Source organism: Streptacidiphilus anmyonensis (assembly GCF_000787855.1).
Taxonomy (GTDB): Bacteria; Actinomycetota; Actinomycetes; order Streptomycetales; family Streptomycetaceae; genus Streptacidiphilus; species Streptacidiphilus anmyonensis.
Genome location: NZ_BBPQ01000086.1, coordinates 1 through 21705 on the forward strand (window position 1 = coordinate 1; position 21705 = coordinate 21705).

Genomic DNA, 21705 nt, shown 5'->3' on the forward strand with positions numbered 1-21705 from the left:
AAGGGGCGCGGCGCGGCGTCGCCGTGGCGATGAGGCCGGTCGGCGGATCCGGGGTTGCGGGCCGCGCGCCGGGGTATGCGCTCGCGAGAGTTCCTGGTGACGGCTATCGCAACGAGTGTGCAGACGAACGAGAACTGGCTTCATCCTCTGGCATTGGAAGGCCCCGACGCGGCGGCCGCCGATGAGGTCTCGCAGGCCGTCGCGAAGCTCGTGGCCATGTGGAGCTCGGCTTTGGGTCATGTCGCGCCGCAGCTGTCCGGCTACCAGTTCCGCGCTCTGGAGGCGGTCGTCCGGGAGCCGGGCGTGAACATGACGGGGCTCGCCGAGGCGCTGCGCGTGGGTCCGCCCGCGTGCAGCAGGCTGTGCGGGAGGCTGGAGGCGGCCGGTCTGCTGGAGCGGCGTTCCCGCCCCGGTGATCGACGCGAAGTGGTCTTGGGTGTCACCGCCGAGGGGCGTCGCGTGGTCAAGGCCGTCACCGCGCGGCGACATCATGAGCTGGCGGCCTCGCTGGCCCGGATGACGCCGGACGATCGGGATGCCCTGGTGGGCGGCCTCCGGGCGCTGCACGCCCACGGCGTGGGCCACCCGCGCGAAGGCGGGCCGGGCGCGTCGGACACGTGACCGCGGCTGGGCTCTCGTGGTCAGGGCGCGTGGCACAGCAGCAGGCAGACGTCGTCCTCGCCCTCGTTGTCGGCGAGCATCGGCGTGAGCAGCAGGTCGGCGACCTTGTCGAGGTCGTGGGACAGTGCGGCGGCGTCGATGCCGCCCAGGGCCCGGCCGAGGCGCTCGATGCCGAGGTCGATTCCGTCCGCGCGCCTTTCGACCAGTCCGTCGGTGTAGAGCAGGAACGTGGAGCCAGGTGGGAAGGGCGCGGTGTGCTCGTCGAACGGGCGCTCGAGGGGCAGGCCGAGCATCGGCCCGGACTTCTCCTCCAGGAGGCGGACGCGTTCGTTCGGGCTGCGCAGCAGGGGCGGCGGGTGCCCGGCGGCAGCCCAGGTGATGGTCGGTTCGCCCGGCTGGATCCGCGCGACGACGGCGGTGGCGTACAGCTCCTGGTCGAGGTGGTGGATGAACGCGTGGAGCTTCGAGAGCAGGGTGCCGGGGCCGTCTCCGGCGACGGCGTAGGCCCGCAGCGCGGTGCGCAGCTGCCCCATCATCACCGCGGCGCGCAGCCCGTGGCCGGTGACGTCGCCGACCACGAGGGTGACGCTGCCGTCGGGCAGGGTGAAGGCGTCGTACCAGTCGCCGCCGATGTTGAGACCGCGGGTGGCGGGCAGGTACCGGGCGGCGAGAAGGGTGGTCCGCGTATCCGGGAGATCGGTGAGCTGGGCGCGTTGCAGCGTCTCGGCGGTGTCCCGGTGGCGCTCGTAGCGCAGGGCGTTGTCGAGTGCGACGGCTGTGCGGTGTGCCAGCTCGCGGAGCATGGTGATGTCGTCTGCGGCGAAGGATTCGCCTGAGGGGACCAGGCTCAGCACGCCGATGGTGGTGCGGCGGGCCGTCAGCGGCAGCCTCAGCGGTGCCGGTTTGCGGATCTCCACGGCGTCGGGGCCGGTGTCTGCTGCCCGGTGGCGCCTCCCGCCGGGGACTTCTGCGTCGTCGGGCAGCCATACCTGGGCGGCGCTGGCGTAGGCGGGGACCAGCAGGTCCTGGAGTGCGTTGATGATGGCGTCGTGGCTGAGCGAGGCGGCGAGTGCGGCGCTGGCGTCGGTAAGGAACAGCAGACGGCGCCGCGCCTCCTCCGCCTGGGCGTGGGCGGCGCGCTCCGCGGCCAGCAGGCGGCGCTGTTCCTTGGCGGCCGTGTCGAGTTCGGCGTGGAGGGCGAGGACGCCTTGGTTGGTGTGGTGCAGTTCGTCGCGGTGTGAGCGGATCAGTTCCGACTGTTCGTCGAGGCGGGCGAGCAGCTCGGCGATGTCCCGGTCCGCGCGCACGGGCGCCGCGTCGAGGTCGGACGCGGTGGCCGTGATCGCTGCGCGCAGCCCCGCCTGCGGGTCGCGGCACGCGACCGTGCGCTCCCATGCGAGCCGGTCCGCGGGCTGTGCCACGCAACGGACGGTCAGCCGCGGGTCACGGTTGCCTGTGTCGCTGCCGCTCGGTCCGGGGTGCACGCTCACCTGGTGGACGGCGGTCTGATCGAGGCCGGCGCTCAGGTGGGCGCTCATCTCGGCGAGCAGCCGAAGGCGCTCTGCGGTGGGGGCGCCGGCAGCCGTGAGGGCGTGCGAGAGCGCGGCTCGGACCGGTGCCAGGTCCTGTGGCGACGCGACGGGCCAGGTCGCGTTCGGGTCCGGCCTCACGCGCCGCCCCCTCGGGAGTCGGTCACGACCGTCACCGTGGTGTCGTCACGGGCGGGAAGCGCGGCGCTGCTGGCGTCACGCAGGATCACGGACGCGAGCACCGCGGGGTCGTAGTGGTGCTGGACCGGATCGTGCGGCGGCTCCCATCGGCTGGGCAGTCCGTCCGTGTGCATGACCAGGACGCTGCCGGGGCGCCAGGGGGCCCGGCGCAGCGGCACACGTGCGGGGCGGTGTGCTCCGGCGATCCCGGGGTGGCTGAGGAGGTGCTCCCAGCTGTCGGTGTGGCCGGTGCGCGCGCCGATGTTGCCGATCCCGGCGAAGAGCAGCGTCTCGGTGCGGAGATCGATGCTGGCCACGGCCACGGCCGCGCCGCGCGTGCCGCGCAGCTCGGCGTGGAGGCGGTCCAGGATTCCCACAGGGTCATGCTCGGGGCGGTTGCGCAGGGACGTGACGGCGCTGTGGGCGGCAGCTGCCGCGGCGGGACCGTGGCCCAGGCCGTCGGCCAGCAGCACCACGAACCGGTCCTGACGGAGGACGCTGGTCCAGGCGTCGCCGGAGCTGCGTGCCGCGCCGAGGGCGACGCGGATCCCGCCGACGCGCACCGGCGCGTCGACGGGCGCTGCCGGGGGGCGACGATCGCCCTTGACCGTCAGACGGGCCAGGGCCACCGTGCCCCGGCCGACGGTGCTGTGCACCTGGAAGGCGTCCGCGAGGCGGCGGCAGGTGCCCAGGCCCGCGCCGAGGGAAGCGGTCGTGGAGTATCCGTCGCGCAGTGCCCGCGCCACATCCGGCATGCCCGGACCGTGGTCGACGGCGACGATCTGGACCACCGGTTCGTCGTGGTGCGGTTGCCCGGCCGGTCCGCAGGCGACCTCGTCGATGAGGATCCGCCCGCCGCCGGCGTGCTTGAGGAGGTTGGTGGCCAGTTCCGTGGCCACCAGGGCCGCGGCGGCCACGCGATCGGGCCCGAGCCCGGCCTGCTGGGCCGCGGTTTCGGCGGCCACCCGCGCGTCGTGGACCCGGGTGGTGTCCTGTACTGGAATCTCCCACAGCTCCGGCATCAGATGGCCTGCCGGGTGGGCGGCACGCCGCCGTGCCACATGACGACCGTGATGGTCGTCCCGCGTCCGGGCTCGCTGTCCAGACGGAAGTCGTGGACCAGCCGGCGCGCTCCGCCCAGGCCCAGGCCCAGTCCTCCGCCGGACGTGTAGCCGTCGGACATGGCCTGGTCGACGTCCGCGATGCCGGGCCCGGAGTCGGCGAAGACCAGACGCACCGCGGTGTGGACGCCCTCGTTCAGCACGGTGGCCTCCATGTGCCCGCCGCCCCCGTGCACCAGGGTGTTGCGGGCGAGCTCACTGGCCGCGGTGACCAGCTTGGTCTGCTGCACCAGCGAGAACTGCGCCTCGGTGGCCAGTCGCCTGACCTCCTGGCGGATCCACATCAGATCCATGTCGGAGCGGATCGGCAGGCAGGTCGGCGATCCACGGTGCGTGTCAGTCCCGGTCGTTGTCATACGCGCCTCGCTCACCGTGTTCGCGCGCGGCCGGTGCGGGATGCTCGCGGAGCATGCGCAGTGCGCTCTGGACGTCCAGGGCCGTGCGCAGCCCGGTGAGAGTCAGCCCCAGTTCCACCAGGGTGATCGCGACGGTGGGGCGCATGCCGGCAACGATGGTCTGCGCGGCGAGCAGCCCGGCCCCGGCGGCGATCTCCGCGAGCACCCGGCCGAGGAAGGAGTCGACCACCTCGACGGAGGAGATGTCGATGACCACCCCCGTCGCCGGGTTGTCCGCGATGTGCCGGAGGACGTCGTACTGGAGCCGCTCGGCGTTCTTGTCCTGCAGGTCGCCCTGGATGGCCACCAGCAGCACGTCGTCCAGCCGCAGGACCGGGACGTGCGCCTGGGGCAGCCACATGGGCTGCTCCGTCATCGGGCGACCGCCCCTTGCGAAGTCGGCCCGAATCCCACCCCCAGCCCGCGCAGCGCGAAGGCGAGGGCGTCGGCGAGCGTCGCGCGGGTGACCACCCCGCCCAGGTCCAGGCCGAGTTGCACGATGGTCTGGGCGATGGCGGGACGGACCCCGGAGACCACGCACTCCGCACCCATCAGGCGCGCGGCGGCGACGGTCTTCATCAGGTGCTGCGCCACCAGCGAGTCCACGGTGGGCACTCCGGTGATGTCCAGGATCGCGTACTTCGCCTGCTGCGCGACGATCGCCTCCAGCAGGCTCTCCATCACCACCTGGCTCCGGGCGCTGTCCAGGGTGCCGATCAGCGGGACGGCGACGATCCCGTCCCACAGCTTGATCACCGGCGTCGCGACCTCCAGCAGCTGCTGACGCTGACGGTTGATCAATTCGGCGCCGTCGCTGAGCGCGGTCTCCATCACCACCAGCCGCAGCGTGCCCATCAGCGTCGTCAGTGCCAGCAGCGCTCCGTGGACCACGGCCGTCGGTTCCTGCTCCAACTCCGCCGTCAGGTGCTCGACGGCGGACGAGCGGAGCGCGGCGACCTCCCCGGCGATCTGCGCCGGACTCAGGCCCGTACGGGCCCGGGAGGCGGACATCCGCGCCAACTGCTCACGCACCACGAAGAACCCGGGGGCGTCCACGTCCTCCACGCGCCCGGCTTCCGCCACCTCCGCCAGCGCGTCGAGCACGGCCTTGCAGGCCTCCACCGCCTCGTCCCTCGAGACGGTGAAGACCGTACGGAACAGCGGGGCGTCGGCCCAGCGCTGGGCGATCTGTTCGCGGCGGTGACGTAGTGCCTGCCCCACCTGGCTCGCCGACGACCACTCGTCGCCGATCTGCTGCTCGGACACGCGCACTAACCTTTCGCCTACGGATGGCCGGACATCCGATGCCGTCTGGCATCTGTTGTCGTCCGGCAATTTTACTCAGAGCGGGACAGGCCCGACAGGCCGGAGCGGGTGCTGAACGTCTCAGAATTCACGAACGTTGTGACGTCTGTCACCGGCCGTGCCAGTCCAGGCAGACCACCAGGGCGTCGTCGTCCGGCATCGGCCGGCCCCGGTACACGGTCAGCTCCCGCAGCACCGCCCGCGGCACCTCCGCCGCCGGCAGCAGGCGCGTGGCCAGCATGGCCTGCGCCAGGGCCTTCTCCCCGTACCGCTCACCCAGAGGGGACGCGACCTCGTACACCCCGTCGCTGACGAACAGGAGCCGGTCGCCCCGCTCGACGCGGAACTCCTGCGGGATGTAGTCGGTCTCCTCGAACATGCCCAGGGGCAGTTGCGCGTCCAGGTCGACCATCTCCACCGTGCCCTTCGCCCGCATGCGCAGCATCCGCGGCGATCCGGCGTCCACCACCTTCACCCGCCCGCTGCCCAGGTCGAAGTCCAGCAGCAGCACCGACAGGTAGAGGCTGCCCCGGTGCTGGGCGTAGACGGCCTGGTCCGCCAGCGCGGCCTGGTCCTCGATGGAGATCCCCGCGCGGCGGGCGTTGCGCAGCGCGTTGATGCCCAGGTTGGTCAGCAGCGAGGCCTCGATTCCCTCGCCCATGCCGTTGGTGACGTACAGCATCAGCCGGTCGGCGGTGGCCGACCAGTCGAAGTTGTCTCCGTAGATCGCGTACGCGGGCTCCAGCCCCGCACCGATCTCGTACTCGCGCCGCGAGCAGGAGCGGCCGGGCAGCAGCTGCCACTGCATCTCCGCCGCCAGCGTCAGCCGGGTCCTGCGCCTGGCCTGCAGGTAGAGATCCGTGTCGCGTTCCGCGACGAGCACCTCGTGGCCAAGCACCTCGGCGATCTCCTGGAGCTCCTCGACCGTCTCCGGCGCGAGGCCCTCTCCTGCGAAGGACAGGGTCAGCACGCCGAGGCGGTCCCCGCGCACCGTCACCGGCAGGTGCACCCTCAGCCCTTCCGCCGTCTCCTCCACGAACGGCTCCTGGGAGCCGAAGGCCCGGCCGGGCGCGGTGTTGTGCACCGAGATCGGCTCGTCGGTGTGCGGGAGCACGGACACCGGCTGCAGGACGCTCATCCCGTAGTCGGCCATGTACAGAGCGACCGAGGAGGAGGCGTACCGTCCGGCCAGCTCCTCGCGGAGCACGTCCAGCAGCTGGTGGGGAGCAGCCCGGCGCAGCGCGCGCTCCACCGCGTGGAATCTGTTCACGATGACGGCGTCCGCCTGTTCTCCTCGAAGGGCCGGTCCCGCGGGGACGAGGCGGCAGCCCAGCGCTCGGACGCTGCGGCGACGCCGTGGCAGGACCCGCCCGCAGTACGGGTGCAGGCTGACATCCCGCGCGAAGCCTGCCAAAGTGTCACTGTGGATCCCTCCGAGCTCGAGCAGCAGCAGCGCGCCGACGCGGCGCGCATCGCTTCGGATGCCGTCGAACTGCTCGAAGTTCTGTGGGGGCGGGCTCTGACCGGGCCGGTGTCCTCGTCGCAATTGCGCGCCATGTTCATTCTGGAGCACAACGACGGAATCAACCTGCGGACGCTGGCCGGGACCATGGATTCCACCCCTCCGTCGGTCAGTCGCCTGTGCGACCGACTCGAGGCGATGGGCATGATCGAACGCACACCGAGCCCCGCCAGCCGACGGGAGGTGCGGCTGCACCTCAGCAAGTCCGGCCACGCCCTGCTGGGCGAGCTGCGGACCCGTCGCGTGCAGGAGCTGCAGAGCGTCCTGGCCCGCATGTCCGCCAGCAGGCGCCAGGCGCTCGTGCGGGGTCTGGAGTCCTTTCGCGACGCCGCGTACGACGAGCTGCACGGCGAGACGAACGGCGACGCCCGTACCGCCTGAGGGCTTCCGGGCAAGCGCGCTCGCGCTGAGCATGACATCGCGTACCCACCTCCCAGCAGCCGCTTCAGCACCCGGGACAAGATTGTTGCCTCACGGCTACTGTTGTCACACGGCAAGTATTGTGTTGTGCCGCCGACCGACCGTCGAAGACCCCACCCCGAGAACCCATGACGGCTCTTCGGGTCGGGCACAGCGCCGATCGGCGCGCATGCCCAGGAGGCGGGAAAGCGCCCCGGGCCGGTGGCCCGGGGCTCGCCCTCACACGTGCCGGCTGTCCGCTCCGCGGCGGGCCTGGAAGCGATGCAGCCAGGCAGGGCGGGTTCCGCGAGCTCCGGCCTTGGCGCCCGGCGCGGCAGCCTTGCCCCCGGACGACGGGCCGACGGCCCGCGCCTTGACCTTGGCCGCCTCGGCGCGGGCCTCGGCGGCCTCGGCACGCGCCCGCGCAGCCTGCTCCTTGGCTTCCTTGTGCTGTTCGGCGGCCCTGTCGCGCTCGCGCCAGGCGACCGCCGCCTGCTTTCGGGACTCCCGCACGTCAGCCCGCGCCAGGCGTCCGAGACGCGACCTGTGGCGCGCGCCCGCGACCAGGATGCCGAGCCCGACGACAGCCAGTGCACCGACGACGATGCCGAACAGGAACAGTCTGCTTTCGGAGCCGGTCAGTTCGTAGCCGAACACCGAGAAGCCGCCCCCCAGACCGTGCGCCGAACCGGTGTTGCTCACCGCTCCGGCGACCCCGACGACGACCGCGGCTATCAGGATGACGAGACCAACCACGATCATGATGCCTCCCGCTCCCCGTGGACGAGGGCCCGGGGCATCCTCCCCTGGGCCGACAGGCGTCTGCCCTGCCCCCACGTGTCCATGCGCGCGCAGAGCGCGACACGGCTGACAGCCGTCGGGCAGCCGCGCGCCCGCCACGTCAAGGGCGAGCGACACCGGCGGAGGTGACGTTCCGCCGGCACAGGACTCGAGGAGTGCGGTGAGGCCTCGTCAGGGGGGCTGCCGCTGCCGGGGCGACGGCTCGACGGCGCGCCCGTTTGGCGGCTGCGGCGCGGGGCAGCCGCCCGGATGGGAGGCTTGTGATGGACTGGACATTTCCGACCGGACAGCGACGACACTGGCGTGCTCGCCGAGGGGGCCGGCCCCGGGGCCGGCACGGACGCTAGGGGCTGCGGCGGCTGCCTGCCGCCAAGGCAGTCAACGTCCTCGCGCGCGCCGGCTTCGTCGCCCGCGGCGTCGTCTACGTCATCATCGGAGCACTCGCGGGGATGGTCGCTCTGGGCTTCGGGACGCCCGAGCTCGACCGTACGGGGGCGCTGGCCGCGATCGCCGGGGAGCCCTTCGGCGCCGTGCTGCTGTGGCTCCTGGTCATCGGCTTCGCGGGGCTGGCGCTGTGGCGTGCGCTGCTGGCGGCGTCCGCGCGCCAGGAGGTCGGGCACCGTCTGCTCGACGCCCTTCGGGCCGTGAGCTACGCCGTCGCCGCGTGGACCACGGCTGAGTTCGTCGCCGACGGGCGCAGCCCCGGCTCCTCCGACAGCGGGGCCCACGACGTCACCGCCCGCCTGCTGCAGTCGACCGGCGGGCGTGTCCTGCTCATCGCCCTGGCGTTGCTGGTGATCGGCATCGGGGTCGCCACGGTGGTCCGCGCCGCGAGCGGGCGCTTCGCGAAGCAGCTGCGCACGGGCTGGATGAACCGGCGCACCCGCGAGCCGATCCTGCGTCTGGGACAGGTCGGACACCTCGCCCGCGGAGCGGTCGTCGCCGCGGTCGGCGTCTTCGCCCTGACCGCCGCCTTGACCGACAACCCGAGCCGGGCGAAGGGACTCGACGCGACCCTGCGCTCCTTCGCCCGGACCCCGGTCGGCCCCCTCGCGCTGGTCCTGGTCGCGGGCGGGCTGGTGGCCTTCGGCCTCTACTGCTTCGCCGAGGCCCGCTGGCGTCGTAGCCTCGGCGGCGTCCCGCACTGAGGGTTGTGTGGTTTGCCTGAGGCTTTCCTTCCCGACTTGCACGACCGCGAGCCGATACGCAACGGTGGCCGAGGACATACGTCACCTACCGGCAGGAAGGTGGTGAGGTGCGCAGGCCGCGCGCCTCCGCTCTTGGCTACTTCCCGCAGTTCCTCCGCCCGACCGCCCGACACCCGCCTCAGCACCGTTGCGACATGGGGCGATGCCCCCTACCCCGTGCTGGTCGTCGACCGGCACGGAGACCTGGTCCGGGTCAACGAGGCCGGGCGGCGGCTGCTGCCTGCGACCGCGGGCGGCGGGCGGCTGTGGGAGCACGGCCTCCTTGCCTCGCGGCAGCCGGTCGTAGCGGACCGGCCGACCGTAGCGTTCGTCCCAGCCTTGCGTCACCAAACGGGCGAGCCAGTCGTCGGCGTGTAGGGCGAGTGCGTCCAGGGCCAGCCGTAGGGTCTCGGCGACCAGTTCGGCTCGGTTGAGACGACGGACCGCGGCCAGGACGTGGGTCGAGTCGGTGCGGACCCGGCCGCGTTGCTTGACCACACCGGCGCCGACCAAGCGGGCAACCATCACCGCCAGGAAGCGATCAGCGCGGTCCCCGTCAGCCATCCGATCGCGGAACTCGCTCAAGACCGAATAGTCGAAGCCCGGATCGTCCAACTCCAGCCCCAGGCAGTACTTCCAGTCGATCCGGAAGCGAACCGACTCGGCAGCTTGCCGGTCCGTCAGGTTCTCGGCGAACTGCAGCATCGAAGCCAGCGCCAACTGGGCCGGCGAGAGGCCCTTGCGGCCATCCGCGGGGAACCAGTCCGTGAAGTCCTCGTCGGCGAACAACCCATCCAGGTGGTCCCGCACCCACATCGCCGCCGTGCCCCGCGGATTTCTCGCTCGAGCCATCCGCACCGTCAACGGCGGGATGACCTGTCCCGCCCACGAGCCCATGCCCATCGCGGCCCTCGGCCGCCGCAGCACCCCGCTCCAACCAGCACAGCAGCGGCCGGAGCAACCGGCAACGATGACCAGCCAGCATCACCCAGACGAGCGAAGATCACCAACAGCATCCGCAAGCGCGGTCAGAGCCTTGAAAATCCCCACCACCCGCTCAGGCATGGGACAGACCTGCTGGTCCGATTCCCCAGTGCAACAACCTCGTGCTGGCGATCGCACCACGACAGCGCTGAGGCAGAATGCTCGCGTGCCACAGCCGACGGTCGAAGCCCTCATCGACGATCTCGACAGCGACGACGCCGCGATTCGCGTCGCTGCACGCGACGCCCTGCAGCAGCGTGGGGCGGTCACGGTCGACTGTCTCTTGATGGCACTGGCGCAGCATGCGAGCGCCCGCGCATCGTCGATGTACACGGTCACACTCAAGCTGCTCGGCCGGACTGCGTTCGGCGCCGTCGTAGAAGCACTCGCCGCTTCGGCGCAGTCAGATGCGGAGTCAGAGGTGGCCAGGCGTCTGGGCCACGTTGTGCGCGGCTTCGGAACGGACTGCCTGGCCGATTACGTCGGTGTACTGCGCCATGAGTCGCCTACGGTGCGCGCGGCAGTGGCGGCAGGCCTTGGGGGATGTGGTTCGGCAGCTCTGCCCTATGCGGAGCAGCTTCTGCCCTTGCTTGCGGACGCCGACCGGCAGGTGCGAGACAGCACAACCCTGGCTCTGTCGCGGCTGGGCGCGGACGTCGCCCCCATGCTGAGCCACGTTCGCCGCGGGGGTCCTGGTGGCCTGCGACGCGGTGCCTTGACGGTCCTGGCAGACCTCGTCGACCCCCGCGAGCTTGACCCTGCGGATCAGGCGGCTATCCGCCGACTGATCAACGTCAAGCAACTGGACGATAACCCACAACCGCTCACCGCGTGCTTCCTGGCCTGGATCGCGGTCCGCACCGGCGACCAGGCGGGCCTTCTCGACTTGCTCGGACTCAGCGATCCGGAGCCGGCCACGTTCGTCCTCGGCGCGACCGCAGCCGACAGCGACAGCCACGACTTCCAAGACGGGCCGCCCTACCCGCAGTACGCCCGGGTCTTCGTCACCCCGGAACTCGACGGTTGGACCCTCGTCGTAGGGCGCTGGTCCAGCCCGATCGATGAGGAGCGCAGCGATGACGTCGCGCGCGTGTGCCAGGAGCTCAGCGCCCGCTACGGGGCTGCCCAGGCGTACTTCTTCGGGGCCCAGAACGACGGATCCGCTTGGCTCGTGGCCGAGCATGGGGTCATCATCCGCCGTGGCGCCTCCGACGACGAGGGTGCGGCGGGCGACCCGGAATGGGAGATCGGTGAGCCGCTGCCCTTCGAGCAGCAGGAACGCGCCCGACTGATCGCAGAAGGTGGGGACGTCGAGTTCGAGTGGGAGTTCGCCCTGCTGGAGATGGCTCCCAAGCTGGCCGGCGCCCTGAGTATCAATCCGCTTGGAGTGGGGGCTGCCACGTCGGCCCGGGGCCGCGGAGTGCTGGCGCTGACGCCGTACGGCGCGGTTCACGGCGTTCCCCCAGGCGCCCTGCCGATCTGACCTCAGACCCTCGCATTTACACACAGCCTTCCAGGCAGACACGGTTGAGCGCAGGTCGGGTGACGCCGAGAAGGGATGTGTTCAACCATCTGGGGAACGAAGAGCATGCCTGGCCGTTTTCGTGTGGGCGATCACGCATTTCCCCGGCGTTGACGCTTTGAGCGTCACGTAATTCGGCTCTGTCGCTGATCTTGTGATCGGGCGGGTCAGGTTCGGTGGAGGAAGCGGGCGTCGTCCTCGGAAGCTGCGGCCTTCCAAATTGGCTCGTCGGGCCAGTCGAGCAGTTCCCGCATGTCTGGGTCCTCGCCGGCCAGCGAGTGGAGCAGGAAGGCGACAAATCGCATGTTGTACCGGCGCCAGGCCTGCCTCAGCTCCTTGCCGCGGAACCAGGCCACGACCGGCCACTCCATCGGGTCAGGGTCGCTGGTGAGCCAGAAGAACTGGTCGCCCTGGATGGTGCCGCCCCAGGTAAGCAGCCCACCCTTCTCGGGAAATATCGGGAAGGGGCACAAGCATGGATCGTCGTCGCGCATCTCCCGGAACACCGGCCCCATTTCGTTGGTCGTCATGCCGATGAAGCTGGCGAAGCCCGCTTCGCCCTGAGGCGAGCCGTACCAGGGCCAAGGCGCGCTGACACTGAGATAGCTGCGCACTTCCCCCGGTCCCAGCAGATCGATGAACTCCCGGTAGTCGGCAGGGAACTCCACCCCGGATGCCTCGCGCGACCGCTCCCACGGCACCGACGGGTCGACCGGCCCTGCCGAAATGCCGGCCAGCTCGGCGAACCTCACCACGTCCTTGCGCATGACGTCACCTCCTTCGGGGGGATCATGCCATTGGGCTCCGGCGAATCCTCGGCCGGGCCGCGCGTCGTCGCTGTCGGTGCCGCGTGGCACCATCCACGCGTGATTCATCCTCCGAGGAACCTCATCGATGCTGTGATCCCGCCCGTCTCGGAGTCGTGGCGGCGTATCGACGCGTGGCTCGGCGTGCACGCCCCGGCGAGCTTCGCGGGCCTGAACCCACCGGCCACGCCCGACGCCATCGCCCGGACCGAGTCGGTCTTCGGGATGCCGCTGCCACGCGACCTGTGCGAGTCCCTGCTCTGCCACGACGGTGAGACCCGCTTCGGGACTGCGCTGCCGTGCAGCCAGCTGCTGTCGGCGGAAGAAATCGTCGCCGCCCGTCGCATGCGCATGGAGCTCTGGGAGCCGGAGGATCCCGACCAGGCAGAAACACCGTGGTGGGGAGAGCACTGGGTGCCGTTCGCTGGCGACGTCAGCCTCAGCTTCATCGAGGCAGGCCCGGGCATATGGCATGACCACCTCGGCCGGGCTCCCCACGACGACGGCGCCGGTTTCCTGGGCTGGCCCACGCTCGGCACCTGGCTCCACCATGTGGCGGAAGCGATGGAGCGCTTCGACCAGCATTTCGCGCATCGAGTGGAGCCGCCCAAGCTGCGCAGAAATGGGACGCTGGACTGGTGGTAGCGCCCTGCGTCTGTTCAGTTGGCTGTGCAAGTTCGCCGGGCAAGCTCGGCGGCGTATCCGGCTTGGTCGCTTCCGGCGTCCCGGGTCAGGTTCGGTGGAGGATTCGGGCGCGGAGGAGGTCGAAGTCGGCGCGGCCGTAGCCGTCCCTCTTGATCCGTTTGACTCTCGTGTTCTGGCCTTCGACCTGGCCGGAGCTCCAAGGGCTGGTCAGGCCTGCGATGACGGCTTCCTGGTCGCGGCGCAGGCCGTTGACCAGCGAGCGCAGGGCGGGGAGTTCGTCGTCCTCGACGCGGCCCATCCAGGCTGGGAGGTTGTGGCTGGTAAGGTCCTGCATCATCGTGGCGAAGTCACGGACATGGCCTGTGACCACTGCGGCGTCGGACAGCCGTCGCAGATAACGGCCGTGGACTCGCCTGGAGGCACTGCCGCAGTGAGGGCACCGGGCGTCGACCGCCCGTGCTCGGGCGTGCATCGTGATCTGACCGACCGTCCGCTCGACCAACTCCACCACGACGGCCGCCAGATGCGGGTGAAGAGCGTCGAAACTCCGCGAAGTACACCCCGGACACGATGACAGGCTGCACCGACAAGACCCGCCCGATCACAAGATCAGCGACAGAGCCCGTAATTCCCCACCCTGGCGGTCACGGTTCCCCAGGGATCTACGTCCACTGGTACGCGGGCCGTTCCAAGAGCCAGTTGGCCGCGTCGCTGGGACTGGATCGCAAGACGATCAGGAAGTATCTCGGGCGGCGAGGACGTGCTCGATCTTCTACAGAGCGCCCGGCCGGATGAACGCCGGATACGTCTGGCGCAGGCCGCGGCGTTCGACGCAGGTGGCGGGGCGTCCGGCGAGGTCCTGGAAGCGGTCGTTGGTGTAGGCGATGGTGAAGTCGCTGAGCTGGCCGCGGGCGTCGAAGGCAGGCGTGAGCACCATGACCGGGTCGGGCAGGCTGTCGGCGAGCCGGGTGACGTCGGTGTCCGCGACTGTGGCGGGAGCAGTGCTCCGGGGTGGCGTGTCCAGGGTGAGCGTGTGGGCGGCCAGGTCGGCCAGCGCGTTCAGGCTGCGCTCCAGGCGCGCGTCACGCTCGGGCGGCTCCAGCCAGCAGACCTCGAGGGCGCCCACGATCTGACCGCCGAGGTAGGCGGGCGCGGCCGCTCCCGGTGATGGCGGCACAGCTGGACCGGCTCACGGGTGTGATCGGCCTGGACACCGTACGGCTCGGCGTCGTGCCGCTCGGCGTGCCTCTGCCCGTGGTGCCGTCACATGGGTTCTGGATCTACGACGACGCGCTCGTGATGGTCGAGACGATCGGCGCGGAGCTGCGCCTGGTCGGCGTCGCCGAGATCGAACCGCACGTGACGGTATGGACGGTGTTGGAGGCCGCGGCGGAGTTCGGCGCTGGCGCGCACCGCGTCCTTGCCCGGAACCGCGCCGCACTCGGACCTTAGTCGGCCGCCGGTCCCTGGACGAGCACGACGGGCCCCCACACCGGGCAGCCGAGGTCGTGCGGGGTCTGGCCGCCGTGGCTGTGGCAGCGCGGGCAGGCCGGCCGATCCGTACCGCTGGTGCCGGGCTGGTAGCCCCAGCCGCAGCAGTCGGGGCACAGGTCACGGTCGGGCCAGGGGCGGGTGCTCATGCCGGATGAACGAGCAGGCGACTCTCCCGGATGTTCGCTCGAGCGAGCGTCGTCGAGCCGACTGCGGATGTACGGACTTGCACGGGAAAGGGGACTCCGCGCCGCGGCCCCGGCAGCCTGGTCATGCTGCTTCGCGCACGGCTGGCCCAAGCAGCGAAACGCCAAGGGAACGCCCAGTCAACGCCATTCCAACGCCTGGCCGTGAACAGGCAAGCTGATACGCGGACGAACACGGGGAACGTCCAACGGCCCAACAGCGGCCACCACACTGGGGGAGAACACCATGCTCAACCTCGGAAAGACCAAGCGCGCCATCGCCATGACCGCCGCCACGCTCGCGGTCGCGGCCGGCGCCACCGTCGCTGCCGCGGGGAGCGCCAGCGCGACCATCGGCTGCACCGGCGGCGACGGCTGCAGCCACCAGACGACGATCATGTTCGACAACGGCTCCTACTACGGCACCAGCGAGTGGTGGGGGCCGAACACCGTCCTGAAGATGCAGACCGACGGGAACTTCGTCCTCTACTGCACCGCCAACGGCAAGCCCATCTGGGCCACCGGCACCAACTTCGTGTCCGACGGTTTCATCACTCGGTACTTGCAGTTCCAGTACAACGGCAACATGACCATCTGGAACGACGACTCCTTGAGCTACCCCCACGTCACTCCGGTGTGGAACACCAACACGCCGACCGCCCACGAGGCGATCGTCCAGGCCGACGGCAACTTCGTGATCTACGACTCGTCCGGCAACGCACTGTGGTCTTCCAACACCTACCACCCGAACAACTGCTCCGCGACGTGGGGCTACTGGGGCTGACAGGGGAACAGATGCCCAGTGAGACAAGTGGCGGCGCCAGCAACGGCGACGCCGGCACGAACACCGAGGCCTCCGACGCGGACACGACCGCCGCCGAGGAGCAGGCCGCACCGGAGGGCGAGTGACCTGAAACAGCACGAAGCCCCGGCGCCCGCGCGGGCGCCGGGGCTGTCGCTCTTTAGGCTCGACGACGTCGCCAACGCCACCGGGAGGCATGCTGTTCGGAGGTTTGGCGCAGCGCCGTCTGGTCTCGGAGGAGCCGCTGGTGCAGGTCGGCGCACGCCTCGGCCTCAGTGCCGTACACGGCCTCGCTGGTGCGCAGGCCACGTTCCGAGTAGTACGCCGCCCAGCCTCCGGCCCGCTGCTCGAGCGTGTAGGCCTCGTTCGGTAGGCCGCCGTCAAGCTCGTAGGCGTCGGGGTGGATCCCAGCGGCATCGAGAGCACGCTGCAGCCCGCGGCGATCCATGGTCAGCCGCGGACGATGTTCGCGGCCTGCGGACCCTTCTGGCCCTGCTCGACGTCGAAGCTGACCGACTCGCCCTCGACGAGCTCGCGGTAGCCGTTGCCGCTGATCGCGGAGTAGTGGGCGAAGACGTCCGGGCCGCCGCCGTCCTGCTCGATGAAGCCGAAGCCCTTCTCGGCGTTGAACCACTTCACAGTGCCCTGAGCCATACTGATCTCCCGTTCGGGACGAAGGGGTACCCGGATCGCGGGTACCCCTGGATGGGTCGCGTCCTCGAACAGCAGGTGAAGCGGTACGGCGGACAGCGAACTACAGGTGATCACGCTACGGCAGTGTGGCTGCGAACGCCTTATACGCGGCGACCTGGTCCGGGGTGAGGAACCGGGAGACGCGGATCAGGACGTGCCCGTGCTGGAAGTCGTACTCGCCCGCCAAGGAGGCCATGGCCTGCGTGACCTTCTCCACGTAGGCGGCGCGGGTCTGGGCGTCCTGGACGGTCGCGAACGTCTCGATGGCGCCGCCGAACTCGACGTCGCCGGCCTTGGCGTATTGCGTCTTGTCCTTGGGCACGCGGGTGTCGCTGAACCGAATGTCGGCGGTGTACTGGCCGGGCCGGCCGAGGAGGCTGTTGGGGTCGGTCGCGGCGGTGTACACGATGGTCTGCTTCACCGTGGGGACTGCCGCCGACAGCTTGGTCATGATCTGCGGGGCGGTGAGGCTGTCGCTAGCAGCGACGGTGTTGGTGCTGGCGCCGCTCTTGGGGTTGCTGCTCGCGGCGTCACTGCTGGGAGTGCTGCTGGCGCAGCCGGCCAAGCCGAGGGTGAGGACGGTGGCCACGGTGAGGGTGAGGGCTTTGCGCATGCGCAGACCCTTCCACATGTGCGCACCTCGTGTGCCTGGCGTGGCCAGGATGTGATCAGGCGTTCGATGCGCAGGGACGCCCAGTTCAGCGGCTCCTTCGCGCAGACGTCGCCTCGTCGTCGCTCGGGCGATGCAGGAACCACGCCATCCAAGCGGACACGGCAGTCGCGATCAGCAGAGCAGCGGTGTGGACGTCGAGAACCGCGCACCCGTAGCCGATCGCGGAGCCGAAGCAGAATCCGTAGACGTGCGGCCGGGTTTTCTCGTGGCGGTCCGCCCAGAACTCAGCCACCACCGTGACGGCGCTCAGGGCGAGCGCTGCGGTCCACGAGTCGTGGATGCCGTAAGCGAAGAAGCCCGCCAGAACGAACCCGAGACAGCCCACGCTTGCCCCTTCGGTGAGGCGAGCATCCTGTCACGACGCGTCTTCGGTGGAGATCCCTAGTTGTCCTTCCACGTCCCTGAGACGCCCGGGACCTGCGCCTGCCCGCCGAGTCGTCCCTCGGTGCCCACCTCGCGGGCGACCCGGGTGACCTCCGAGGTGAACAACGACAGCTGGTCGACCATGCCGTTGAACACCACGGCGATCTTTTCCAGCAGCCCCTCGTCGTCCTCCGGCAGCGGCAGCCGGGTGCTGAAATCACCGTCCCGCACCGCCGTCAGACCGGCCAACAGCTGCCCCAGCCCCGGAGCACCCGCCTCGGAGGCCTCCTGGCTGCGCCGCCCCGCGTCCCTGCCCGCCACCACGGTCACCGAACCTCTCCGCACGAAACACGAAACCTGCGCACAATCCGAACGGCCCAAGAGCAGAGGCATTTCGACCCGGTCATGGCCGCCGGGGCGCACGGGATTCCGCCCCAGTTCGCCGACACAACAGGCGCTCTCCCGGCTGGAAAATCGGTGATTGAAATCACTTGAAGCGGGTACACGCCGCTATTTGCGCAGGCTGTTCGAGGATGCTGCGCGATCCGGCGCGCAGCGCCGCCGTGCCGGTCGACTGGCTTCAGCGCACGGGGCGGCGACCGGCCGCGCGCAGACGCAGGGCGCCGACAGCGATGGCCACCGGAAACAGCGCGACGCCGATGACCAGGAGGTACAACAGCCCCTTGGCGACCGCCCCGACGATGCCGAGGACAATTGCGACGATCACGAGCAGCCGAACAGGAATCCGAGAGCGGTAGACCGCCGACGTATCGAACCATTTCCAGCAATTCGAGCCCCATATGCCCCCGGAACGCAGGCGGCATGCGTGCCGTGTCGATGGTCGCCGGCGCCGTCGCCGGGCCGGCCTGAAAGAGTCCGGCGGTGTCGTGCATGCCGCGCCACCGGCGGGGCAGGCGCTGCCTACCGGACCCACAGAGACGGAGGTCGAGATGAGCATGGGTGACAAGGCCGCGAACACCGGCGACAAGCTCAAGGGCAAGGCCAAGGAGGCCGCAGGTTCCGCGGTGGGCAACGAGCGCCTGAAGACCGAGGGCAGGGCCGACCAGGCCGCGGCCGACGTCAAGCAGGCCGGCGAGAAGGTCAAGGACGCGGCCAAGGACGCTTTCAAGCGCTGATTCCCGGAGCGACGGTGGAGGGGTGGGGCGGCCGCGGCCGCCCCACCCCTCCACGGTCTGACCGTGGCGTAGGCCGCCGGTTCGAAGCGGCCCGGTGGGAATGCGGCCGTGGAGGTCGGGGACGTCGCGGCCCGGCGTCGGGCTGCAGGACCCGTTCGGTGCCTCAGCCGCCGAAGAGAGCCCACACCGTCTTGCCGTGGGCGCCCGGGGCGGAGCCCCAGGCAGTGGCCAGGGCCTCGACGATGTGCAGTCCGTGGCCGCCCGGCCGCGACGGCTCCACCGGGGAGGCGACGGCGGGTTTCGTGTCAGTGTCGGCGACGGAGACCGACAACGAGTCGGCGTCGATCACGAGAGCGATCTCGGTGGCGCCGCCGGCGTGGGCGGTCGCGTTGGCGACGAGCTCGGACACCACGAGCACCACGTCCTCGACGGCCTCGCCCGACGGCTCCCACTGCCAGTCCGCGAGCGCCCGACGGGCGAACTGGCGGGCCTGTCGGACCGGGCTGTCCGTCTCCCGCAGTGACAGGCGGCGTACTTGGCGCGCGGGCGGCACGAAGGCGCCGGTCTGCGGGACACCCATGTCGGTCACCTCCCGCCCTCGGTGCGGCGACGCCTCGCCCAGGCCTGGTCGCCCACCGCACCGCCGGCCGTCGCCGTCGAAGGTCTCGGGCAACCGGCCATGTTCACGGCTGTCGTCTTGCCGGAACACCGGGCTGTCATTCATGCGCAACGTGAGCACGGCCGCACGCCTCCAAGGGGTGGCCAGGTATCGAAAGGTCGGGCGGGCGCGGGGCGGCCCCGGGACAGGAAGCCGACCCGGGGCCAAGAGCCGACGCCTCAGGCGGCGAGTGTCTGACGCAGTGTCGCCAGGATGTCGGCCAGCAGCCGGGAGACCTGCATCTGGGAGACGTCGATGCGCCGCCCGATCTGCGCCTGGGTCAGTTCCTCGACGAACCGCAGGTGCAGGATCATGCGCTGACGTTCGGACAGGGCGGCCACGGCGTGCTTCAGGGACAGGACGTTCTCGATCGTCTCCAGTGCGGGCTCCACCACACCGAGACGGTCGTGCAGGGCGTGGTCGTCCTCGTCGTTCCCCGGGGCCTCCAGCGTGCCGGCGGTATAGGCGTTGGCCGCGATCTGCGCCTGCACGACGTCGGCGGTCGGGACGCCCATCCGGGTGGAGAGCTCGGCGGTGGTGGGCTCACGTCCCAGCTCGGCGTGCAGGGCCTCACTCGCGCGCGCGAGTTCGATCCGCAGCTCCTGCAGTCGGCGCGGCACGTGCACAGCCCAGCTGGTGTCACGGAAGTGACGCTTGATCTCGCCGCTGACGGTCGGCAACGCGTAGGTGACGAACTCCAGTCCCCGCTCCGGCTCGAAGCGGTTGATGGCCTTGATCAGGCCCACCACGCCGACCTGGACGATGTCGTCCATGGACTCGCTGCGGTGCGCGAACCGGGACGCCGCGTGACGCACCAGGCCCATGTTCAGCTCGACCAGCGTGTTGCGCACATAGGAGTACTCCTTCGTGCCCTCCTCCAGTCCACGCAGCCGCGCGAAGAGAACGTCCGTCATCTCCCGCACCTCGCCGAGGCTCATCGCCGAAGGATCATCCGGGAGCAGCGGCTGTGCCGTGGGCTCCGCGGGCAGGCGCGTTGCGACTCGGTTCCGCTCAACGGTTTCGACAGTCACGGTGCTTCCCCTCCAAGATCCAAACCGCACAGGACGAAGCCGCGTCTACCCGGCCGCCCACGATCCATGCACACGAATTCCGCTTCGCTCCCGAGATCCCGCCGTAGCTCTGGCAGCCGCACAGGCTCCGCAATCCCGACACGGTTCGCTGACTGCCCTCCACCGCGGTGTGCCCGTGCGCATCATCGACCGGCAGCAGGAGTTCACCACCGCGTCGCGCGCCAAGGCCGGGGTGCAGCCGCGCACACTCGAGGTCTTCGACGACTTCGGCGTCATCGACAGGATGCTGAAGGCCGGCACCCAGCGCCTGCCCTTCCGGCGGCTCCTGCTCGACCAGGTGATCAGCGAAGTGGTCCCGTACGAGGACAAGGAACCGCGTCCCGACGCCCCGTACCGCCGGATGCTCTACGTCCGCCAGAACGACGTCGAGCAGATCCTCCGGGACCCGCTGGGCGAGTCCGGCTGTGAAGTCGAGCGCGGCACGACGCTCACCGGCTTCACCCAGACCGACGCCTCGGTGGTCGCGAAGCTCGAGGGCCCGGCCGGGACCGAGGAGGTCGAGGTCGAGTACATGGTCGGCTGCGACGGCGGCGCCAGCTTCGTCCGCAAGCGGCTCGGCATCAAGTTCCAGGGTGCCACGGACGAGAGCCAGAAGATGTACGTCGGCGACGTCGAGGTCGAAGGCCTGCCCGACGACGCCTGGTACCAGTGGTACGACCTGCAGCGCGGCCTCCTGCTGCTGTGCCCGCTCTCGGGCTCCCGCGAGTGGCAGATCCAGGCCTCGGCCTCGCCCGGCCCCGACGGCGTGTTCCCGCCCCCGTCGCTGGAGGCGCTGCAGGCCGCGGTCGACCGCGTCAGCGGCATGGACATCAAGCTGAGCAACCCGACCTGGCTGTCCGTCACCAAGAAGAACGTGCGGATGGCCGACTCGCTGCGCTCCGGCCGCGTCCTGATCGCCGGCGACGCGGCGCACGTCCACCCCTTCGCAGGCGCGCTCGGCGCCAACACCGGCGTGCAGGACGCGTACAACCTCGGCTGGAAGCTCGCCCGGGTGATCAGGGACGGGGCCGATCAGAGCCTGCTCTACACCTTCCAGGAGGAGCGCCTGCCGATCGCCGAGTGGACCCTGCGCACCTCCCTCTCCTCGGCCGACAAGATCGCGCAGGCCGTGATCGGCGGCACAGGCGGCGCCGAGAAGGGGCTGACCGAGGAGACCAACCAGCTCGGACTGAACTACCGCGACAGTTCCCTGAGCTGGAACCGCGCCGCCGGCGCCGGCGAGGCTTCGGGGGTGCGCGCGGGCGACCGCGCCCCGGACTCGCCGCTGCCGGACGGAACGCGGCTGTTCGACGTCTTCCGCGGCCCCCACACGACGCTGCTCGGCCTGGGCGCCGACTGCCGCGAGGCGGTGGCGCACGTGCAGTCCGCCGCCGTCACCGGACTGCGCACCCTGGAGATCGCCGAACGACCCGAGACTTACGGATACACCGAGGACACCCTGGTCCTGGTCCGGCCGGACGGCTACGTCGGGCTGGTGGCGGCGGGCGACGACGGCGCCGCGGTCCTCGCATACCTCGACTTCCTTCAGACTCCCCAGGCCCCCCAGACCGGTCGTGCCGCCGTGGCCGCCGGTGAAGAAGTTTCCACTCCTTGACA

27 protein-coding genes and 1 pseudogene are annotated in these 21705 nt (G+C 70.5%); 9 read left to right on the forward strand and 19 right to left on the reverse strand.

Annotation, left to right across the window (positions count from 1 at the left end; genetic code table 11):
* The first annotated feature begins 117 nt into the window (after positions 1 to 117).
* Positions 118 to 621 carry a MarR family winged helix-turn-helix transcriptional regulator gene (locus TR50_RS37920; protein ID WP_042433488.1) on the forward strand — a complete coding sequence of 168 codons (504 nt, stop codon included), beginning with the start codon at positions 118 to 120 and terminating at the stop codon, positions 619 to 621.
* A 20-nt stretch (positions 622 to 641) separates the two neighbouring features.
* Here the strand turns inward: TR50_RS37920 and TR50_RS37925 are convergent, their stop codons facing one another.
* The 6 genes from TR50_RS37925 to TR50_RS37950 form a co-directional block, all read right to left on the reverse strand.
* The gene (locus tag TR50_RS37925; protein ID WP_236654760.1) at positions 642 to 2042 is read right to left on the reverse strand and encodes a PP2C family protein-serine/threonine phosphatase; all 1401 of its coding nucleotides are present in this window, start codon (positions 2040 to 2042) and stop codon (positions 642 to 644) included.
* 245 nt (positions 2043 to 2287) lie between these two features.
* A complete protein-coding gene (locus tag TR50_RS37930) occupies positions 2288 to 3352 on the reverse strand; it encodes an ATP-binding SpoIIE family protein phosphatase (RefSeq protein ID WP_042433491.1) in 1065 nt (354 codons plus the stop codon).
* Positions 3352 to 3807, reverse strand: coding sequence for an anti-sigma regulatory factor (locus TR50_RS37935; protein WP_042433421.1), 456 nt, complete (start codon positions 3805 to 3807; stop codon positions 3352 to 3354). The genes TR50_RS37930 and TR50_RS37935 overlap by 1 nt, the downstream gene beginning before the upstream one ends.
* Positions 3788 to 4222, reverse strand: coding sequence for an STAS domain-containing protein (locus tag TR50_RS37940; RefSeq protein ID WP_042433424.1), 435 nt, complete (start codon positions 4220 to 4222; stop codon positions 3788 to 3790). Before TR50_RS37940 ends, TR50_RS37935 begins: the two co-directional genes overlap by 20 nt.
* Entirely contained in the window at positions 4219 to 5112 is an 894-nt protein-coding gene (locus TR50_RS37945; protein WP_042433426.1) for an STAS domain-containing protein, read from the reverse strand. The genes TR50_RS37940 and TR50_RS37945 overlap by 4 nt, the downstream gene beginning before the upstream one ends.
* Before the next feature lie 148 nt (positions 5113 to 5260).
* Complete coding sequence (locus tag TR50_RS37950; RefSeq protein ID WP_042433429.1) at positions 5261 to 6421, reverse strand: PP2C family protein-serine/threonine phosphatase; 1161 nt, start codon at positions 6419 to 6421, stop codon at positions 5261 to 5263.
* Here TR50_RS37950 and TR50_RS37955 point away from each other — a divergent pair.
* Positions 6407 to 7054 (forward strand): MarR family winged helix-turn-helix transcriptional regulator, encoded by a 648-nt coding sequence (locus TR50_RS37955; RefSeq protein ID WP_369405810.1) that lies wholly within the window; start codon positions 6407 to 6409, stop codon positions 7052 to 7054. The genes TR50_RS37950 and TR50_RS37955 overlap by 15 nt on opposite strands.
* A gap of 258 nt (positions 7055 to 7312) precedes the next feature.
* On the opposite strand, the gene TR50_RS37960 is transcribed toward TR50_RS37955, so the two are convergent.
* Entirely contained in the window at positions 7313 to 7774 is a 462-nt protein-coding gene (locus tag TR50_RS37960; RefSeq protein ID WP_160311257.1) for a hypothetical protein, read from the reverse strand.
* A 458-nt stretch (positions 7775 to 8232) separates the two neighbouring features.
* Between TR50_RS37960 and TR50_RS37965 the strand changes: the two genes are divergently transcribed.
* Complete coding sequence (locus tag TR50_RS37965; RefSeq protein ID WP_063775234.1) at positions 8233 to 9021, forward strand: DUF1206 domain-containing protein; 789 nt, start codon at positions 8233 to 8235, stop codon at positions 9019 to 9021.
* An 81-nt stretch (positions 9022 to 9102) separates the two neighbouring features.
* On the opposite strand, the gene TR50_RS37970 is transcribed toward TR50_RS37965, so the two are convergent.
* Positions 9103 to 9963 (reverse strand): transposase, encoded by an 861-nt coding sequence (locus TR50_RS37970; RefSeq protein ID WP_500804151.1) that lies wholly within the window; start codon positions 9961 to 9963, stop codon positions 9103 to 9105.
* 247 nt (positions 9964 to 10210) lie between these two features.
* On the opposite strand from TR50_RS37970, the gene TR50_RS49480 reads away from it, so the two are divergent.
* Positions 10211 to 11527 carry a hypothetical protein gene (locus TR50_RS49480; protein ID WP_052441792.1) on the forward strand — a complete coding sequence of 439 codons (1317 nt, stop codon included), beginning with the start codon at positions 10211 to 10213 and terminating at the stop codon, positions 11525 to 11527.
* Positions 11528 to 11733: 206 nt separating this feature from the next.
* Here TR50_RS49480 and TR50_RS37980 read toward each other — a convergent pair whose 3' ends face one another.
* The gene (locus TR50_RS37980) at positions 11734 to 12333 is read right to left on the reverse strand and encodes a hypothetical protein (protein WP_042433436.1); all 600 of its coding nucleotides are present in this window, start codon (positions 12331 to 12333) and stop codon (positions 11734 to 11736) included.
* A 99-nt stretch (positions 12334 to 12432) separates the two neighbouring features.
* Here TR50_RS37980 and TR50_RS37985 point away from each other — a divergent pair, with 99 nt between their 5' ends.
* Positions 12433 to 13017, forward strand: coding sequence for an SMI1/KNR4 family protein (locus tag TR50_RS37985; protein WP_160311258.1), 585 nt, complete (start codon positions 12433 to 12435; stop codon positions 13015 to 13017).
* Positions 13018 to 13102: 85 nt separating this feature from the next.
* Here TR50_RS37985 and TR50_RS49935 read toward each other — a convergent pair whose 3' ends face one another.
* Together TR50_RS49935 and TR50_RS37995 are read right to left on the reverse strand one after the other, a co-directional pair.
* Positions 13103 to 13354 carry an ISL3 family transposase gene (locus TR50_RS49935; RefSeq protein WP_042433507.1) on the reverse strand — a complete coding sequence of 84 codons (252 nt, stop codon included), beginning with the start codon at positions 13352 to 13354 and terminating at the stop codon, positions 13103 to 13105.
* Positions 13355 to 13789: 435 nt separating this feature from the next.
* Positions 13790 to 14194, reverse strand: coding sequence for a hypothetical protein (locus tag TR50_RS37995; protein ID WP_052441794.1), 405 nt, complete (start codon positions 14192 to 14194; stop codon positions 13790 to 13792).
* On the opposite strand from TR50_RS37995, the gene TR50_RS38000 reads away from it, so the two are divergent.
* Positions 14185 to 14469 (forward strand): Scr1 family TA system antitoxin-like transcriptional regulator, encoded by a 285-nt coding sequence (locus TR50_RS38000; RefSeq protein ID WP_052441795.1) that lies wholly within the window; start codon positions 14185 to 14187, stop codon positions 14467 to 14469. The genes TR50_RS37995 and TR50_RS38000 overlap by 10 nt on opposite strands.
* On the opposite strand, the gene TR50_RS38005 is transcribed toward TR50_RS38000, so the two are convergent.
* Positions 14466 to 14657 carry a hypothetical protein gene (locus TR50_RS38005; RefSeq protein ID WP_042433445.1) on the reverse strand — a complete coding sequence of 64 codons (192 nt, stop codon included), beginning with the start codon at positions 14655 to 14657 and terminating at the stop codon, positions 14466 to 14468. The genes TR50_RS38000 and TR50_RS38005 overlap by 4 nt on opposite strands.
* Positions 14658 to 14940: 283 nt before the next feature.
* Between TR50_RS38005 and TR50_RS38010 the strand changes: the two genes are divergently transcribed.
* Positions 14941 to 15477 carry a hypothetical protein gene (locus TR50_RS38010; protein WP_042433448.1) on the forward strand — a complete coding sequence of 179 codons (537 nt, stop codon included), beginning with the start codon at positions 14941 to 14943 and terminating at the stop codon, positions 15475 to 15477.
* Between the two features lie 468 nt (positions 15478 to 15945).
* On the opposite strand, the gene TR50_RS38020 is transcribed toward TR50_RS38010, so the two are convergent.
* The 5 genes and pseudogenes from TR50_RS38020 to TR50_RS47540 all read right to left on the reverse strand — a co-directional run bounded on the left by TR50_RS38020 (position 15946) and on the right by TR50_RS47540 (position 17951).
* The gene (locus TR50_RS38020; RefSeq protein ID WP_042433450.1) at positions 15946 to 16149 is read right to left on the reverse strand and encodes a cold-shock protein; all 204 of its coding nucleotides are present in this window, start codon (positions 16147 to 16149) and stop codon (positions 15946 to 15948) included.
* 115 nt (positions 16150 to 16264) lie between these two features.
* A complete protein-coding gene (locus TR50_RS38025) occupies positions 16265 to 16801 on the reverse strand; it encodes a hypothetical protein (protein ID WP_042433519.1) in 537 nt (178 codons plus the stop codon).
* An 85-nt stretch (positions 16802 to 16886) separates the two neighbouring features.
* Entirely contained in the window at positions 16887 to 17186 is a 300-nt protein-coding gene (locus TR50_RS38030) for a hypothetical protein (protein ID WP_042433453.1), read from the reverse strand.
* 62 nt (positions 17187 to 17248) lie between these two features.
* A pseudogene (locus TR50_RS38035) lies at positions 17249 to 17545 on the reverse strand (hypothetical protein); the annotation flags it as partial.
* 259 nt (positions 17546 to 17804) lie between these two features.
* The gene (locus TR50_RS47540) at positions 17805 to 17951 is read right to left on the reverse strand and encodes a hypothetical protein (protein WP_162484985.1); all 147 of its coding nucleotides are present in this window, start codon (positions 17949 to 17951) and stop codon (positions 17805 to 17807) included.
* A gap of 223 nt (positions 17952 to 18174) precedes the next feature.
* Between TR50_RS47540 and TR50_RS38045 the strand changes: the two genes are divergently transcribed.
* A complete protein-coding gene (locus tag TR50_RS38045) occupies positions 18175 to 18360 on the forward strand; it encodes a CsbD family protein (protein WP_042433461.1) in 186 nt (61 codons plus the stop codon).
* Positions 18361 to 18523: 163 nt separating this feature from the next.
* Here the strand turns inward: TR50_RS38045 and TR50_RS38050 are convergent, their stop codons facing one another.
* Both TR50_RS38050 and TR50_RS38055 read right to left on the reverse strand, forming a co-directional pair.
* Positions 18524 to 18940 carry an ATP-binding protein gene (locus TR50_RS38050; RefSeq protein ID WP_063775235.1) on the reverse strand — a complete coding sequence of 139 codons (417 nt, stop codon included), beginning with the start codon at positions 18938 to 18940 and terminating at the stop codon, positions 18524 to 18526.
* Between the two features lie 257 nt (positions 18941 to 19197).
* The gene (locus TR50_RS38055) at positions 19198 to 19956 is read right to left on the reverse strand and encodes a SigB/SigF/SigG family RNA polymerase sigma factor (RefSeq protein ID WP_084701693.1); all 759 of its coding nucleotides are present in this window, start codon (positions 19954 to 19956) and stop codon (positions 19198 to 19200) included.
* A 262-nt stretch (positions 19957 to 20218) separates the two neighbouring features.
* Between TR50_RS38055 and TR50_RS38060 the strand changes: the two genes are divergently transcribed.
* Positions 20219 to 21703: an FAD-dependent monooxygenase gene (locus TR50_RS38060; protein WP_269084838.1), complete on the forward strand. Its 1485-nt coding sequence runs from the start codon at positions 20219 to 20221 to the stop codon at positions 21701 to 21703.
* The last annotated feature ends 2 nt before the right edge of the window (positions 21704 to 21705 follow it).

Coding starts and splice junctions, on each gene's coding strand:
- TR50_RS37930 (WP_042433491.1), bottom strand. CDS start 3,352: ATGCCGGAGCTGTGGGAGATTCCAGTACAGGACACCACCCGGGTCCAC.
- TR50_RS38005 (WP_042433445.1), bottom strand. CDS start 14,657: ATGAGCACCCGCCCCTGGCCCGACCGTGACCTGTGCCCCGACTGCTGC.
- TR50_RS38000 (WP_052441795.1), top strand. CDS start 14,185: ATGGCGGCACAGCTGGACCGGCTCACGGGTGTGATCGGCCTGGACACC.
- TR50_RS38055 (WP_084701693.1), bottom strand. CDS start 19,956: ATGAGCCTCGGCGAGGTGCGGGAGATGACGGACGTTCTCTTCGCGCGG.
- TR50_RS37980 (WP_042433436.1), bottom strand. CDS start 12,333: ATGCGCAAGGACGTGGTGAGGTTCGCCGAGCTGGCCGGCATTTCGGCA.
- TR50_RS38010 (WP_042433448.1), top strand. CDS start 14,941: ATGCTCAACCTCGGAAAGACCAAGCGCGCCATCGCCATGACCGCCGCC.
- TR50_RS38050 (WP_063775235.1), bottom strand. CDS start 18,940: ATGGGTGTCCCGCAGACCGGCGCCTTCGTGCCGCCCGCGCGCCAAGTA.
- TR50_RS38025 (WP_042433519.1), bottom strand. CDS start 16,801: ATGCGCAAAGCCCTCACCCTCACCGTGGCCACCGTCCTCACCCTCGGC.
- TR50_RS38020 (WP_042433450.1), bottom strand. CDS start 16,149: ATGGCTCAGGGCACTGTGAAGTGGTTCAACGCCGAGAAGGGCTTCGGC.
- TR50_RS37970 (WP_500804151.1), bottom strand. CDS start 9,963: ATGGGCATGGGCTCGTGGGCGGGACAGGTCATCCCGCCGTTGACGGTG.
- TR50_RS38045 (WP_042433461.1), top strand. CDS start 18,175: ATGAGCATGGGTGACAAGGCCGCGAACACCGGCGACAAGCTCAAGGGC.
- TR50_RS49935 (WP_042433507.1), bottom strand. CDS start 13,354: ATGATGCAGGACCTTACCAGCCACAACCTCCCAGCCTGGATGGGCCGC.
- TR50_RS37940 (WP_042433424.1), bottom strand. CDS start 4,222: ATGACGGAGCAGCCCATGTGGCTGCCCCAGGCGCACGTCCCGGTCCTG.
- TR50_RS37935 (WP_042433421.1), bottom strand. CDS start 3,807: ATGACAACGACCGGGACTGACACGCACCGTGGATCGCCGACCTGCCTG.